The sequence below is a fragment of the Pseudomonas sp. NPDC087612 genome (assembly GCF_044743505.1).
GTDB lineage: Bacteria > Pseudomonadota > Gammaproteobacteria > Pseudomonadales > Pseudomonadaceae > Aquipseudomonas.
Window position 1 is genome coordinate 451,997 of record NZ_JBIUWO010000001.1, and the last position, 12,825, is coordinate 464,821.

At 63.7% G+C, this 12,825-nt stretch carries 13 protein-coding genes; 8 read left to right on the forward strand and 5 right to left on the reverse strand.

Annotated features, from left to right (window positions below; translation table 11 throughout):
- Positions 1–23 precede the first annotated feature (23 nt).
- Together ppnN and ACIOVF_RS01895 are read left to right on the forward strand one after the other, a co-directional pair.
- Positions 24–1,397, forward strand: a complete 1,374-nt coding sequence (gene ppnN, locus ACIOVF_RS01890; RefSeq protein WP_045194108.1) for a nucleotide 5'-monophosphate nucleosidase PpnN — start codon at positions 24–26, stop codon at positions 1,395–1,397.
- Positions 1,398–1,579: 182 nt separating this feature from the next.
- Positions 1,580–2,266: a TIGR04211 family SH3 domain-containing protein gene (locus ACIOVF_RS01895; protein WP_045195640.1), complete on the forward strand. Its 687-nt coding sequence runs from the start codon at positions 1,580–1,582 to the stop codon at positions 2,264–2,266.
- 18 nt (positions 2,267–2,284) lie between these two features.
- On the opposite strand, the gene ACIOVF_RS01900 is transcribed toward ACIOVF_RS01895, so the two are convergent.
- Positions 2,285–3,208, reverse strand: a complete 924-nt coding sequence (locus ACIOVF_RS01900; RefSeq protein WP_045194109.1) for a DMT family transporter — start codon at positions 3,206–3,208, stop codon at positions 2,285–2,287.
- 96 nt (positions 3,209–3,304) lie between these two features.
- Between ACIOVF_RS01900 and ACIOVF_RS01905 the strand changes: the two genes are divergently transcribed.
- Both ACIOVF_RS01905 and ACIOVF_RS01910 read left to right on the forward strand, forming a co-directional pair.
- On the forward strand, positions 3,305–3,862 hold the full coding sequence (locus tag ACIOVF_RS01905) for a helix-turn-helix domain-containing protein (RefSeq protein ID WP_213604023.1): 558 nt from the start codon (positions 3,305–3,307) through the stop codon (positions 3,860–3,862).
- A 14-nt stretch (positions 3,863–3,876) separates the two neighbouring features.
- Positions 3,877–4,386: a methylated-DNA--[protein]-cysteine S-methyltransferase gene (locus ACIOVF_RS01910; protein WP_213604021.1), complete on the forward strand. Its 510-nt coding sequence runs from the start codon at positions 3,877–3,879 to the stop codon at positions 4,384–4,386.
- Positions 4,387–4,621: 235 nt separating this feature from the next.
- Here the strand turns inward: ACIOVF_RS01910 and ACIOVF_RS01915 are convergent, their stop codons facing one another.
- The 3 genes from ACIOVF_RS01915 to ACIOVF_RS01925 form a co-directional block, all read right to left on the reverse strand.
- Positions 4,622–7,021 carry a TonB-dependent siderophore receptor gene (locus ACIOVF_RS01915; protein WP_401287032.1) on the reverse strand — a complete coding sequence of 800 codons (2,400 nt, stop codon included), beginning with the start codon at positions 7,019–7,021 and terminating at the stop codon, positions 4,622–4,624.
- Positions 7,022–7,118: 97 nt separating this feature from the next.
- Positions 7,119–8,084, reverse strand: coding sequence for a FecR domain-containing protein (locus ACIOVF_RS01920; RefSeq protein WP_401287035.1), 966 nt, complete (start codon positions 8,082–8,084; stop codon positions 7,119–7,121).
- Positions 8,084–8,617, reverse strand: coding sequence for a sigma-70 family RNA polymerase sigma factor (locus tag ACIOVF_RS01925; RefSeq protein WP_093381507.1), 534 nt, complete (start codon positions 8,615–8,617; stop codon positions 8,084–8,086). Before ACIOVF_RS01925 ends, ACIOVF_RS01920 begins: the two co-directional genes overlap by 1 nt.
- Positions 8,618–8,806: 189 nt before the next feature.
- Here ACIOVF_RS01925 and ACIOVF_RS01930 point away from each other — a divergent pair, with 189 nt between their 5' ends.
- The 3 genes from ACIOVF_RS01930 to ACIOVF_RS01940 all read left to right on the forward strand — a co-directional run bounded on the left by ACIOVF_RS01930 (position 8,807) and on the right by ACIOVF_RS01940 (position 11,435).
- Entirely contained in the window at positions 8,807–9,394 is a 588-nt protein-coding gene (locus ACIOVF_RS01930) for an SMI1/KNR4 family protein (RefSeq protein WP_401287038.1), read from the forward strand.
- A 94-nt stretch (positions 9,395–9,488) separates the two neighbouring features.
- On the forward strand, positions 9,489–10,304 hold the full coding sequence (locus ACIOVF_RS01935; protein ID WP_401287041.1) for a carbon-nitrogen hydrolase family protein: 816 nt from the start codon (positions 9,489–9,491) through the stop codon (positions 10,302–10,304).
- Positions 10,305–10,340: 36 nt separating this feature from the next.
- On the forward strand, positions 10,341–11,435 hold the full coding sequence (locus ACIOVF_RS01940; protein ID WP_401287044.1) for a polyamine ABC transporter substrate-binding protein: 1,095 nt from the start codon (positions 10,341–10,343) through the stop codon (positions 11,433–11,435).
- Positions 11,436–11,466: 31 nt separating this feature from the next.
- Here the strand turns inward: ACIOVF_RS01940 and ACIOVF_RS01945 are convergent, their stop codons facing one another.
- Positions 11,467–12,051 (reverse strand): DUF4174 domain-containing protein, encoded by a 585-nt coding sequence (locus ACIOVF_RS01945; protein ID WP_045194117.1) that lies wholly within the window; start codon positions 12,049–12,051, stop codon positions 11,467–11,469.
- A 223-nt stretch (positions 12,052–12,274) separates the two neighbouring features.
- Here ACIOVF_RS01945 and ACIOVF_RS01950 point away from each other — a divergent pair, with 223 nt between their 5' ends.
- Positions 12,275–12,778: a DUF1772 domain-containing protein gene (locus ACIOVF_RS01950; protein WP_045194118.1), complete on the forward strand. Its 504-nt coding sequence runs from the start codon at positions 12,275–12,277 to the stop codon at positions 12,776–12,778.
- Positions 12,779–12,825: the final 47 nt, after the last annotated feature.

Genomic DNA, 12,825 nt, shown 5'->3' on the forward strand with positions numbered 1-12,825 from the left:
TACCCGCTCACAGGAAACCCAGAATGCCCCAACGTGAAGTTATCAATGCATCTGTCAGCCCAAAAGGCAGCCTGGAAACACTGTCTCAACGTGAAGTACAGCAACTGAGTGAAGCCGGTTCCGGCAGCCTGTACACCCTGTTCCGCCAGTGCGCGCTGGCAATCCTCAACACCGGCGCGCACGTCGACAACGCCAAGACCATCCTCGAAGCCTACAAGGACTTCGAGGTACGCATTCACCAGCAGGACCGCGGCGTGCGCCTGGAACTGCTGAACGCCCCGGCCGATGCCTTCGTCGACGGCGAAATGATCGCCAGCACCCGTGAAATGCTCTTCAGCGCCCTGCGCGACATCGTCTACACCGAAAGCGAACTGGCCAGCCAGCGCATCGACCTGGAAAGCTCCCAGGGCATCACCGACTACGTCTTCCACCTGCTGCGCAACGCCCGCACCCTGCGCCCTGGCGTGGAGCCGAAAATGGTCGTGTGCTGGGGCGGTCACTCGATCAGCACCGAGGAATACCAGTACACCAAGAAGGTCGGCCACGAGCTCGGCCTGCGCAAGCTGGACGTCTGCACCGGCTGCGGCCCGGGCGTGATGAAAGGCCCGATGAAGGGCGCGACCATCGCCCACGCCAAGCAGCGCATGAGCGGCAGCCGTTACCTGGGCCTGACCGAGCCTGGCATCATCGCCGCCGAAGCGCCGAACCCGATCGTCAACGAACTGGTGATCCTGCCGGACATCGAAAAGCGTCTTGAAGCCTTCGTCCGCGTCGGCCACGGCATCATCATCTTCCCTGGCGGCGCCGGTACCGCCGAAGAGTTCCTGTACCTGCTCGGCATTCTCATGCACCCGGACAACCGCGGCCTGCCGTTCCCGGTCATCCTCACCGGGCCCAAGAGCGCCGCGCCGTACCTGCAGCAACTGCATGCCTTCGTGCGCGCGACCCTGGGCGACGAGGCGCAGGCGCACTACCAGATCATCATCGACGACCCGGCCGAAGTGGCCCGGCAGATGGTCGACGGGCTCAAGGAGGTCAAGCAGTTTCGCCGCGAGCGCAACGACGCCTTCCACTTCAACTGGCTGCTGAAGATTGAAGAAGGCTTCCAGCGCCCCTTCGACCCGACCCACGAGAACATGGCCGGGCTCAAGCTCAGCCGCGCGCTACCGCCTCACGAACTGGCCGCCAACCTGCGCCGGGCGTTTTCCGGGATTGTCGCCGGCAACGTCAAGGACAAGGGCATCCGCCTGATCGAAGAGAAAGGCCCGTACGAAATCAAAGGTGACAGCGCCGTGCTCGAACCCCTCGGCCACCTGCTGCAGGCGTTCGTCGACCAGCACCGAATGAAACTGCCGGGCGGTGCCGAATACGTGCCCTGCTACCGGGTCGTGAGCTGATTCAAGCCCCGCCCCCGCTTGCGGGCACAGCCTGTGCCCGCAACATTTGCTGCTATTTTCCTACCCCCTTCAGTGAACCTGCCCGCAGAAATATGGTCTTTCAGCAGGCGGCCTGCGCGCACGCCGACTGTTCACCGGCCCAGTCATCGGGCTTTTATTGTTTATTTCACGCGAAGACCATCATGCCTATCTCTCGTCCCGTTTCTGCGGCGCCCGCGCTGTTTTCCTCCTGCAACCCGGGCGCGCGCCGCCTGCTGACCGGCAGCCTGATAGGCGCCCTGCTGGTTTTGGCCAACCCGCTGCATGCCGAAGAGGCCGCGCCCAGCAGCGAGCGCTGGGTCAGCGACAGCTTGAGCACCTACGTGCGTAGCGGCCCTACCGACGGCCACCGCATTGTCGGCAACCTCAAGTCCGGGCAAAAGGTCACACTACTGACCACCCAGGGTAACTACAGCCAGGTGCGCGGCGAATCCGGCGACACCGTGTGGATCACCAGCAGCGACCTGCAGGCCGTGCCCGGCCAGGCCGAGCGCCTGCCGCAACTGACCGAGCAGGTGACCCAGCTCAGCGAACAGCTCAAGACCATCGACGACAGCTGGAAGACCCGCGTGCAAGGCATGCAAGAGACCCTCGACTCGCGCAAGGCGCTGATCGACGAACTGCAAGCACGCAGCAAGGCGCTCAATGCCGAGCTGAGCGACGCCCAGTCGGAACTGCGCAGCACCCAGGCGCGCCTGGGTGACGAGAACAAACAGGTGTTGATGCGCTACATGGTGTACGGCGGCGGCATCGCCGGTGCCGGTTTGCTGGCGGGCTTGATCTTGCCGGCCTTGAGCCGTGGGCGCAAAAAGAATGACCGCTGGTTCTGATGGATAATCCTGAGGTGCTCAGCGATCCCCGTGGGAGCTGGCCTTGCCAGCGATCGGCCGCGCAGCGGTCGTGATCCGCAGCATCCAGCCAAAGGTCATCCCCGCCGCCGCCAGCAATATCAAGCCGGAACCGGCCAGTTGCAGCGCACTCAGCGGATGTCCCAGAGCCAGCCAGTCGACCAGGATCGCCACCACCGGATAGATGAACGACAAGGCGCCGACCAGGCTGGTGGGGATTTTCTGGATGGCGCTGTACAGCAGGGTCGACATCAAGCCGGTGTGGACGATGCCGATCGTGGCCAGCAGTGCCCAGGTAGCAGGCGCCAGGGCCAACCCCGGCAGCTGCGCAAACGGCGCCAACAGCAGCACCCCGACCAGCATCTGGATCAACACGATCAGGTGCGGCGCCACCCCCTGCAAACGCTTGGTGATAGCGGCAGCGACGGCATAGAAAAACGCCGCGCCCAGGGCCATCAGCACGCCCAGGCGGTAGTCTCCGGCAACGCTGTCAACGCTCGATCCGGCCATGACGATCAGCAGCATCCCGGCGAACGCCGCCAGCAACCAGCCGGCCTTGTTGACGGTCATCTTCTCGGCGAACAGCAGCATGCCCAAACCCACCAGCATGAACGGCTGGGTGTGATAAACCACGGTGGTAACGGCAATCGAAGCATGGGTATAGGCACTGAACAGCAACACCCAGTTCAGCACCAGCGCGACCCCGCCCAACACCGCCGCCAGCGCCTGGCGGCCGCTAATCACCCTGCGCCGGAGCAAGCCCAGGCCGGCACAGGCCAGCAGCAACGCCAGCGCGCCAAACAGGCAACGCCAGAACACAACAGCCGCTGCCGGCTGGTCTGCGGCCAGCACGAACCAGCCCACCGTGCCGGAGATCACCATGGCCGCGGTCATCTCCAGGGTGCCACGTGTTTTCAGGTGCATGCTGTATCGACTCCTGTCATATCGAACAAAGGTCCGCTATGCTGAACAGATGAGTAGCGTTCGTCAAGACGAACAAATGACCGGTATAAAGAACACATGATCGAAGCCCATTCCCCTATCCTGCTGCTGGCCAGCGCCATCCGCCGCGAGCGCGAGCGCCTGGGCCTGTCGGTGACCGAGCTGGGCAAGCGCGCGGGCCTGGCCAAGTCGACCCTGTCGCAACTGGAGTCCGGGGTCGGCAACCCCAGCCTGGAAACCCTCTGGGCCCTGGCCACTGCGTTGCAGGTGCCGGTCAGCCGGCTGATGGGCCAGCCGCGCCAGCACGTGCAGGTGATTCGCGCCGCTGAAGGCGCCGCCAGCCATAGCGAGCAGGCCCACTACGCCGCCACCCTGCTCGCCGCCTGCCCGGCCGGGGCGCAGCGCGATATCTACCGGCTGCGGGTGCAGCCGGGTGAACCGCGGCGGTCAAAACCGCATCCACCGGGTACCCTTGAGCACGTGATCCTCTGCAGCGGCCGCGCCCGGGTCGGCCCGCTCGAGCAAGCGGTGACCCTGGAGGCCGGTGACTACATGAGCTATTCGGCCGACGCCCCGCACGTGTTCGAGGCCCTGGCCGCCGACACCCTGGCGGTGATGCTGATCGAACACGCCTGAAACGAGGACTGCCCATGAGCGAACTGCTGCTGCGCCGCCTGCACCTGCCGGAGCCGATTGGCCAGGTGCTGATCGTCGGCGATGACCAACGGCTGTTGGCGCTGGAATTCGATGAGCCAGAAAAACGCCTGCTGCGGTTGCTGCGCACCCGTTTTGGCGCCGCTGTGCAATTACGCGAAACCGCTGGGCTGACGGCGCTTGCCGATGCTGTGCAGGCTTATTGCTCAGGCCAGTTGCAGGCGTTTGATGCGCTGGCAGTTGATGCCGGCGGCACGCCGTTCCAGCAACGGGTGTGGGCGGCGTTACGGGAAATTCCGCCAGGCACTACCCGCACCTACGGGCAGATTGCTGCACAGCTGGGTAACCCGGCTGCCGCGCGGGCGGTAGGCTTGGCCAACGCGCTGAACCCGGTGAGCCTGGCCATTCCCTGCCATCGGCTGGTGGGCAGCAATGGCGCACTGACAGGTTACGGCGGCGGTATTGAACGCAAGCGCTGGTTATTGCAACACGAACGCCACGCCTAGTTATATTATTTATAGATGTTATAATCGTCCGTTAATTGTTTTGGAGGGCAGTTTATGACTACATTTCAATTCATTGCCGGCATGGCTTTCTGCTTTGCAGCCCTTGCGCTAAAAGCCTACCTGATCCTGAAGCCGCCCGTAGAAGCCGGGCCTGACGCTCGATAAGCATATATAAGCCGGAATAACAGAACGCCCCCTTTTTTATAGATCAAGGGGGCGTTTTTTATTTAACCGTTCAGAAATCCCAGCGCGTGGTCAGCATCAAATTGCGCGGGTCACCGTACGACATCGAGTTATAAAAACCGATGTTGGTGTAATAACGTTTATCGAACAGGTTATTGGCATTTACCGTGGCCGAAAAACGCTCGGTGAACTGGTAGCGGGCCATCAGGTCCACCAGCCAGAACGGGTCCTGGGCGAACTCCTCGTCGATGCCCTTGGGGCGGTTGCGCAGTACCTGCCAGCCCTTGCCCTGCCAGCGCGCGCCGCCGCCGACCGTCAAGCGATCAAGCGCGCCCTTGAGTTTGTAGCTGGTGTAGAAGCTGACCTGGTCTTCCGGCTCCCAGGTCGACACCTTCTGGCCCTCGTCATCGCGAATCACTTTGTGGGTGTAACCGCCCTGCAATTGCCAGCCCGGCGCCAGCTCACCCGAGACTTCAGCTTCGAAGCCCTTGGTCTTGGCTTTGACGCCCATCCAGGCGAAGCCCACCGCCGGGTTGGTCGGGTCGCCGTTGTACTGGTTGTCCTCGACGGTGCGGTTGCTCTGGTGGATCTCGAAATAGGCAAGGCTGGCGTTGACCCGGCCATCGAGGAACTCGCCCTTGATCCCCACCTCGTAGTTCTGCCCTTCGTCCGGGTCCAGCAGGCGGTCGGTGCGGTCGCGGAACCAGCTGTCCTGAGGCATGAAGATGTCGGTGTAGCTGGCGTACAGCGAATAGGTGTCGTTGAGGTCATAGACCGCGCCTACGTAAGGGATCAGGCGGTCGTTTTCCTTGTTGTCGGCGTCGATGCCGTCGTAGCTGTAGTTGACCAGGCGCCCGCCGAGCAGCAGGGTCAGGTCGTCGATCGGGTGCAGGCGCGCGGTGAGGTAAGTGCCGTTCTGGCGAACCTTGTCGTCGGTGCGCGCCGACACCGGGCCCCAGTCAGGTTCGCCGATGTCGCCGTCCCAGTTGGGAAAGTCGAGGATGTTGTTATTGGCATGGGTAACGTCGCGGTAGTCGTTGCCCTTCCAGCGCGAGGCGGTATAGGAGTTGCCGATCACCAGTTCATGCTCGCGGCCGAACAGCTGGAACGGCCCGCTCAGGTACAGGTCGAGGGAGTCGCTCACGGTTTCGCCGGTGTACTTCTGCGCATAGATGCCGGCGGTGCCGTCCTTGCGTGGCTGGTAGCCCTGGATCGAGCCGAGCGGCGCGTGGTAGCCGTTGATCTTGTGATCGAACTGGGCCTTGGCCACCCAGCCGTTGTCCAGGTGATGCTCAAGGCTGGCGAACACGGTGCGGGTGTACTGCTCCCAGCTGCTCCATTTCGCTGCGTTGTTGAAGTGGTGCGAGACATTGTTGGTGTCGCCATTGCCATCGTACAGCGGCACGGTGCCCGACCAGCTGGAGCCTTTGGGGTTGTTGTCCTGGTAGTCGGCGCCGACGGTCAGCAGGGTGTCGGGGTCGAGGTCGAACTCGAGGATGCCGTAGTAGACGCTGGTCTTGCGCTGGTAGTGGTCGAGGAACGAGTGCTTGTCCTGATAGGCCGCCACCGCCCGGCCACGCACGTTGGCGCTGTCGGTCAACGGGCCGCTGACGTCCAGTTCGCTGCGGTAGTTGTCCCAGCTGCCGGCGCCCAGATCAAAATGGCCCTTGAACTCGGCGGTGGGTTTCTTGCGCACCAGGTTGATGGTCGCGCCCAGCGAGCCTGCGCCGGTGAGCAAGCCGGTGGCGCCCTTGAGTACCTCGACGCGGTCGTAGATGGCCATGTCGCTGAGGCTGTTGCCAGCCGAGTAACCGACGTTGCGCGAAGTCGAGGGAATGCCGTCGTACTGGAAGTTGCTGATGGCAAATCCGCGGGCGTAGTAGCTGTTGCGCTCGGTGTCATAGGCCGAGACGGTGATGCCCGGGGTGTGGCGCATCACGTCGTCAATGTTGTTGAGGCCGAAGTCATCCATGTGCTGGCGGGTCACCACGGTGATCGACTGCGGCGTCTCGCGCGGGGTCAATACCAGGCGTGTGGCGGTGGCAATGGTGCCGGGGGTGTAGGAGTGGCTTTCTTCGGTGATGGTCCCCAGCTGGTTGCTGGTGACCTCGGTGGCGCTGAGGTTGATCGCACCCGCCTCGTTCACTTCGCGCACCAGGCTGTAGCGCCCGTCGGCCTCCTTGATCAGTGCCAGGCCCTTGCTGGCGAGCAAGGCGCGCAGGCCCTCCTCGACCCCGTACTGGCCGTGCAGGCCTTCGCTACGCTGGCCCCGGGTCAGCGCCGGGTCAAATGACAGCACCACGCCGGCCTGGGCGGCAAAACGGGTCAGCACCTGGCCAAGATCGTCCTGCGCCAGGTCGTAGCTGCGCGCGGCCGATTCGGCCTGGGCCATGCTCAAGGGCAACAACAGCGCGCAACAGCGCAGGGCGTGGTGAATCGGGCGGGTTCTCATTCGATGCGTTCTCTTCTGGTTGGCATTCAGGCAGTGGGCCTGCCTTCCATAAGTCGAACGACAAGACGAATTAATATCATTTGCATGAAAAATACTTTTATTTGCGTGCCTCTACCGTCACCCAATACGGCGTGCGCTGGCTGACCCGCACCGGCAACGTGCTTTCAAGGGCGCGGAAGATCTGTGCCTGGTCGTCGAGCCTGAAGGTGCCGCTGATGCGCAGCCCCACCACTTGCGGCGCGCAACGCAACCAGCCGCGGCGGTAGCGCGCCAGGTCAGCGATAAAGGCCCCCAGGTACTGCTCGTTGGCGATCAGCAGGCCCTTGCTCCAGGCATCCAGGTTGCCCTCCAGTGGCGAACTGAGCACCAGCGCCGGGTTGGCGAAGCGGCATTGCTCGCCCGCCTCCAGCAGCGCACCGCCGCCCTGCTCGCCCGCCAGCACCTGTACGCGGCTTTCGAACACTGCCAGGCGTGTGGTGTTTTCGCCGGCCAGCAGCGAAAAGCGCGTGCCCAATGCCTGCACGGTGCCGTGGCGGGTTTGTACCAGGAAGGGCCGGTTGGCCGGGTCCTTGGCGGTGGTGATCAGCACCTCGCCATCGCGCAGCACCAGCAGGCGCTGTTGAGGGTCGAAGCGCACATCCAGGGCGCTGGAGGTGTTGAGCTGCACCTGGCTGCCGTCGTCCAGGGTCAGGTTCAGGCGTTCGCCGGTGCGGGTGTGATAATCAGCGAACCAGGGGCCCTGGCGCGCCTGCTGGTAACCGCCCCACCCCACAGCACCGGCTCCCGCCGCCAACACCAGCCCCTTGAGCACACCCCGACGGCCCAGCGCCGGTTGCTGGCCGGCCAGTTCCAGGGTGCGCCCGGCCAGGCGCGTGGGCATTTGCTGCAGGCGTTGCTGCACCCGCTCGACCTGCTGCCAGGCCCAGCGGTGCTGCTCGTCGGCCTGCAGCCAGGCGTGCCAGGCGGCGTGCTCGGCGCTGCCGGCGCTTTCGTCACCGAGGCGTGCACGCCATGCGGCGGCCTGCTCAAGGGCAGCGAGCTGGCGCGAATCGAGGGCGGCCATCAGTCAGCCTCGTGTTGCAGGCTATACAGCGTGCAATGGTGCAGGGCCTTGGCGATGTCACGATTGACCGTGACCACCGAGATGCCGAGGGTTTCGGCGATGGCCTTGTAGGTCATGCCGTCCAGTTGCGAGAGCAGAAAAGCCTTGCGCACCCGGGCGCCGAGGCCGGCGAGCATGGCATCCAGCTCGCACAGGGTTTCCAGCAGGATCGCCCGCGCTTCAGCGGAAATATCCAGGGCTTCAGGTTGCTCGGCCAGCGCCTGCAGCCAGGCGCGTTCGAGCCGCGCACGGCGAAAATGGTCGATCATCAAGCGCCGGGCGATGGTCGCCAGGTAGCCCCGCGGTTCGCGTACGGCGCGCAGGCGGTCGACGGCATCGTCGGCGCTGAGCACGCGGACAAACACGTCCTGCATCAGGTCGGCGGCCAGGTCATGGCACGCCACTCGCGGGCGCAGCCAGCCGGTCAGCCAGCGGTGATGAGCCTGGTACAGGTGGCTGACCTGCTGGCGCAGGGCGGGGTTGGAATCGCTCATGATGACTCGAAAAAGTAAATGAGAATTTCTATCATTCTATGCGAATGTAGGACGCCGGTGGAAGCGCGGCGTCAGGCTGATCACGGGCCAAGTCGAGTCGTCGCACCGCCGCGCCCATAGCACTGGCAATCCCGGTGAATTTCAGTCAGCCTGCCACACACCTCTGCGCTTTCAGGAAGGAACCGCCCCATGTCACTCGTCGAAACCTACCTCAGCGGCCTGCGCCAGGCGCTGCCAAGCGAAGAGCTTGAACAATTGAACCTCGCCCACGGCGCTTCGGCCGCAGACCTGCAAAAACTCAGCGCCCACTACCCGCTGTGCCCCGACAGCCTGCTGCGATTGCTCGGGCAGATCGACGGCACTCATTTTCGTGATTACCCGGGCGGCACGGTCATCGTCCTGGTGCTCGGTTCGGACGTGTTCGAATACCCCTATTACCTCAGCGCCAGCGAGCAGATCCTCGAAGACGCCCGGAGCTACACCGACAGCATTCGCGGCATGTACGGCGAGTACCTGGAGGAATACCCGGAAACCGTCGGCGCGGGCATCGACAGCGACCTGGCCATGAACCAGCGCCTGTGTTTCTCCCATTGCATGAACAACGGCGGCAGCTCGAAGCTGTACATCGACTTCAACCCCGCCGCCGGTGGCACTGTCGGCCAGGTGGTGCGCTACCTGCACGACCCGGACAGCTATGAAGTGATCGCCGACAGTTTCGATCAGTACCTGCAGCAGCTGATCGCCGATGACTTTGCCTTTGTCGAACGCGAGATCTGAGCGCCATTACCCATTCAGGGTTACTCCATCAACGTAATTAACGCCTACGCCGTCGCGCCGCATACTCGGTTCCAGCCCCCCGCAAGGAACCCCGATGAAGATCGAACTGATACAACTCGCCGGCCGCGACGGCGATACCGCCTACAACCTGCAACGCACCCTTGAAGCGATCGCCAGTTGTGCGGCCGACACCGACCTGCTGGTGTTCCCGGAAACCCAGCTGATGGGTTTTGCCAGCGCCGAACAGCTGCCAAAGGTTGCCGAAACGGTGGACGGCCCCAGCGTCCAGGCGGTGCTGCAGGCGCTGCGCAAACGTGACGTGGCGGCGGTGATCGGCCTGGCCGAAAAGGCCGATGGCCGCTTCTACAACACCTCGCTGCTGCTGACCCCGGAAGGCATCGCCCTGCGCTATCGCAAAACCCACCTGTGGCCCTCGGAGCGCGGCCTGTTCACCCCCGGTGATCGCTACGCCACCACCACCTTCAAAGGCCTGCGTATCGGCCTGCTGATCTGCTACGACATCGAGCTGCCGGAAAGCAGCCGCGCCCTGGCGCAACTGGGCGCCGAGCTGATCGTGGTCAGCAACGGCAACATGGACCCCTACGGCCCGGTGCACCGCACCGCGATCATGGCCCGCGCCCAGGAAAACCAGGCCTTCGCCCTGATGGTCAACCGCGTCGGTGCAGGCGATGACAACCTGGTGTTTGCCGGTGGCAGCGCCGTGGTCGACCCGCACGGGCGCCTGCTGTTCGAGGCCGGGCGCGAGCCTTGCCGGCAGCTCATCGAACTGGACCTTGGGCAACTCGAACTGGCTCGCCGCGACTACGACTACCTGGCCGACCGGCGCCTGCACCTGCCTGGCCAGCGCCTTGAACACGCCGATGGCCGCCGCGAACTGCTGATCCCCTGAGCGCTACCCCTATAACAAGAATCCGGAGTGCCCTTCATGAAGTCGATCCGTCGCCTGCCCCTGGCCCTGGCCGCGTTGCTCAACCTGGCAACTGCCCAGGCCGCCGCGCCCAGCGTGCACATCTATAACTGGTATGACTACATCGCGCCGAACACCACCAAGGAGTTCCAGCAGGCCTCGGGCATCGCCCCGGTGTATGACGTGTTCGACAACAGCGATGTCATGCAGAGCAAGCTGATGGCCGGGCGCAGCGGCTATGACGTGGTGTTTGCCAGCGCCGACCTGCTGCCCAACCTGATCAAGGCCGGGGTGCTGGCCGAGCTCGACCGCAGCCAGTTGCCCAACCTGGCGCACCTGGACCCGCAGATCCTCGCCAAACTGCAGGGCAACGACCCCGGCAACCGCTTCGCCGCCCCCTACTTATGGGGCACCACGGGCCTGGGCTATGACGTCGACAAGGTCAAGGCGCGCCTGGGCAAGGATGCACCGCTCAACTCCTGGGACCTGATCTTCAAGGAAGAAAACCTCGCCAAGCTGGCCGACTGCGGCGTGGCCATGCTCGATGCACCCGGCGAGATCATCCCCATCGCCCTGCACTACCTGGGCCTGCCCTACAACAGCAAGAACCCTGAGGACTACCGCAAGGCCGAGGCGCTGCTGCTCAAGGTGCGCCCGCACATCGCCTACTTCGACTCCTCGCGGTTCATCTCCGACCTGGCCAACGGCAATGTCTGCGTGGTGCTCGGCTGGTCTGGCGGGGTGTTCGATGCCAAGCTTGCCGCCAACAACGCCAACAATGGCCGCGACATCCGCTACAGCATTCCGCACGAAGGCGCACCGTTCTGGCTCGAAAGCATGGTCCTGCTCAAGGACGCGCCCAACCCGCAGCAAGGCCTGGCCTTCATCGACTACATGCTGCGCCCCGAGGTGATCGCTGCCTCGACCAACTACCTCGGCTACCCCAACGCCAACAAGGATGCCGCGCCGCTGGTAGACGCAAAAATCCGCGACAACCCCTCGGTGTACCCGCCCCAGGCGGTGCTCGACACCCTGTTCGCCCTGGAGCCGCTGCCACTCAAGTACGAACGCATCCGCACCCGGGTATGGAGCAAGGTCAAGACCGGCAGTTAGCCTGGAGCAGGATCCCGGCGATCGCCGCGCCTCAGTCCTCCAGCGGCTTGGGCGGTGGCAAGGGCTTTGGAGGTTTTGCCGGTTTGGCCGGTTTGTCATGCTTGCCGGGCTTGGCGTCTTTCTTGCCCTTTTCGGGCTCGTTCTTCAGGTCGGCAACGGTCGGCGGCACGATGGCCTTTTCGGCCGCCGGCAACTGGTCGACCGCATCGAAAATTGCCTTGGGTTCGAGGGTGCCGGTGTGTTCGAGCCGGTGCAGTTCGCCGTCCTTGCCTACCAGTACCACCGGGGTGACCATGGTATCCCGGGCGCTGAACTTGAACTTGCGGATCAGGGCCATGGTCTCCTGCTGCTCCAGAAACTTGTCATCGCGTTTGCCGACCATGCTGGCGACGCTATACAACACCAGTTTTCGCTCCTCAAAGGCAGCCTTGGTGGCCGGGTCTTTGAGGGCCTCTACCAACTTACGCAAGGTCGGGTCGGCAGTACTGGGGGCAAGGACAATCAAGGGGCGGGCCTTGTACAGATCCTGGGCCAGAGGGTCATCGCTATCGGCAGCGAGGGCGGGGCCGGCAACGAAGGCCAGCAGGGTGGCGAGGGTCAGTGACCGGACAAGCATGCGCATCTCCTTTCAATTTCCATGCATCAAAGACTACAAGTCGCGACGAAAGATCCGGGTTGCGAGCCTAAACTACAGGGCCAGATGAGTGGGCAAAGCAAAGGTAACTTCCGATTACCAAGTGCGACCTTGGATGCATACCGAAAGGTCTGTCATCCGATTCTGAGGATAGCTGAAGGCCGCCTGCCATGCCCGTCGACCACCCTGGAAAAAGGCCTGAACCATGAGCATTGCCGATACCCTGCTGTTGCTGCTGATCCTTGTTACCGCGTTGGGCTGTGGGTTGATGGGCGGGTTGTTCTTCGCCTTCTCAAACTTTGTCATGCAGGCCCTGGAGCGCATCCCGGCGCAGAGCGCGGTCACCGCCATGCAGTCGATCAACCAGGTGGTGCTCAACCGCCTGTTCCTGTCGTTGTTTCTCGGCACCGCCGTCACCTGCGCGATCCTGCTGACCTGGGCCTGGCTGCGCTGGCCACTGCCCGGCAGCTTGTGCATCGGCATCGGCAGCGGCCTGTACCTGCTCGGCAACGTACTGGTAACCCTGCTGTTCAACGTGCCGCGTAACCAGAGCCTGGCGCGCCTGGACCCGGCCAGCAGCGAAGCGGCCAGTGCCTGGCCAACCTATGCACGGGTGTGGAACCGCTGGAACCATGTGCGCACCATCACCGCCCTGGCGGCGACGGCGTGGTTGATGGTGGCCTTGCTGCGGGTGGTGTGGACTCAATAGCGGCTGCTACGCAGCCATCGCTGGCAAGCCAGCTTCCACAGGGTCGG

What these genes read in the sequence shown, in the direction of transcription:
- ppnN (WP_045194108.1), top strand. Translation starts at nt 24, where the DNA reads ATGCCCCAACGTGAAGTTATCAATGCATCTGTCAGCCCAAAAGGCAGC.
- ACIOVF_RS01895 (WP_045195640.1), top strand. Translation starts at nt 1,580, where the DNA reads ATGCCTATCTCTCGTCCCGTTTCTGCGGCGCCCGCGCTGTTTTCCTCC.
- ACIOVF_RS01900 (WP_045194109.1), bottom strand. Translation starts at nt 3,208, where the DNA reads ATGCACCTGAAAACACGTGGCACCCTGGAGATGACCGCGGCCATGGTG.
- ACIOVF_RS01905 (WP_213604023.1), top strand. Translation starts at nt 3,305, where the DNA reads ATGATCGAAGCCCATTCCCCTATCCTGCTGCTGGCCAGCGCCATCCGC.
- ACIOVF_RS01910 (WP_213604021.1), top strand. Translation starts at nt 3,877, where the DNA reads ATGAGCGAACTGCTGCTGCGCCGCCTGCACCTGCCGGAGCCGATTGGC.
- ACIOVF_RS01915 (WP_401287032.1), bottom strand. Translation starts at nt 7,021, where the DNA reads ATGAGAACCCGCCCGATTCACCACGCCCTGCGCTGTTGCGCGCTGTTG.
- ACIOVF_RS01920 (WP_401287035.1), bottom strand. Translation starts at nt 8,084, where the DNA reads ATGGCCGCCCTCGATTCGCGCCAGCTCGCTGCCCTTGAGCAGGCCGCC.
- ACIOVF_RS01925 (WP_093381507.1), bottom strand. Translation starts at nt 8,617, where the DNA reads ATGAGCGATTCCAACCCCGCCCTGCGCCAGCAGGTCAGCCACCTGTAC.
- ACIOVF_RS01930 (WP_401287038.1), top strand. Translation starts at nt 8,807, where the DNA reads ATGTCACTCGTCGAAACCTACCTCAGCGGCCTGCGCCAGGCGCTGCCA.
- ACIOVF_RS01935 (WP_401287041.1), top strand. Translation starts at nt 9,489, where the DNA reads ATGAAGATCGAACTGATACAACTCGCCGGCCGCGACGGCGATACCGCC.
- ACIOVF_RS01940 (WP_401287044.1), top strand. Translation starts at nt 10,341, where the DNA reads ATGAAGTCGATCCGTCGCCTGCCCCTGGCCCTGGCCGCGTTGCTCAAC.
- ACIOVF_RS01945 (WP_045194117.1), bottom strand. Translation starts at nt 12,051, where the DNA reads ATGCTTGTCCGGTCACTGACCCTCGCCACCCTGCTGGCCTTCGTTGCC.
- ACIOVF_RS01950 (WP_045194118.1), top strand. Translation starts at nt 12,275, where the DNA reads ATGAGCATTGCCGATACCCTGCTGTTGCTGCTGATCCTTGTTACCGCG.